The 630-nt window shown below is 58.3% G+C and carries 1 protein-coding gene; it reads left to right on the top strand.

Going from position 1 to position 630, the window contains the following annotated elements; translation table 11 throughout:
- Positions 1-630: class I SAM-dependent methyltransferase (locus A5688_RS00270; protein WP_068268013.1), on the top strand; the 630-nt coding region annotated here is incomplete at both ends.

The following is a 630-nucleotide window of genomic DNA, read 5'->3' as shown; positions in this document are numbered from 1 at the left end:
GAAAATCGATCTGGCGCTGGGGAAGCTGAAGCTCGAGCCCGGGATGACGCTGCTGGACATCGGTTGCGGCTGGGGCGGCGCCCTGAAGCGGGCTGTCGAGAAGTACGACGTCAACGTCATCGGAATCACGCTGAGCCGCAATCAGTTCGAGTACAGCAAGAACAAGCTGGCCGCGTTGCCGACCGACCGCAACATCGAGGTGCGCCTACAAGGCTGGGAAGAGTTCGAAGACAAGGTCGACCGGATTGTCACGATCGGCGCCTTCGAAGCTTTCAAGATGGAGCGCTACTCGGCATTTTTCGAGCGCGCGTACGACATCCTTCCCGATGACGGCCGCATGCTGTTGCACACGATTTTGGCGTATTCCCAAAAGCAGCAGCATGAGCGCGGTGTTTCGATCACGATGAGCGATTTGCGCTTCATGCGATTCATCGGCCAGGAAATCTTCCCCGGCGGACAGCTGCCGGCGCAGGAGGATATCTTCAAGTTCGGTGAGGCTGCTGGCTTCTCGATCGAACGGGTGCAGTTGCTGCAGAAGCATTACGAGCGGACCCTCAACATATGGGCGGCCAATCTGGAAGCCAATAAGGACAAGGCGATCGCTGTCACATCGCAAGAGGTCTACGACCG

Origin of the sequence: Mycobacterium mantenii (assembly GCF_001667865.1) — a bacterium.
GTDB classification, from domain to species: Bacteria; Actinomycetota; Actinomycetes; order Mycobacteriales; family Mycobacteriaceae; genus Mycobacterium; species Mycobacterium mantenii_A.
Note: the sequence above shows the minus strand (reverse complement) of the source record. Positions and strands in the feature narration are given on the sequence as shown.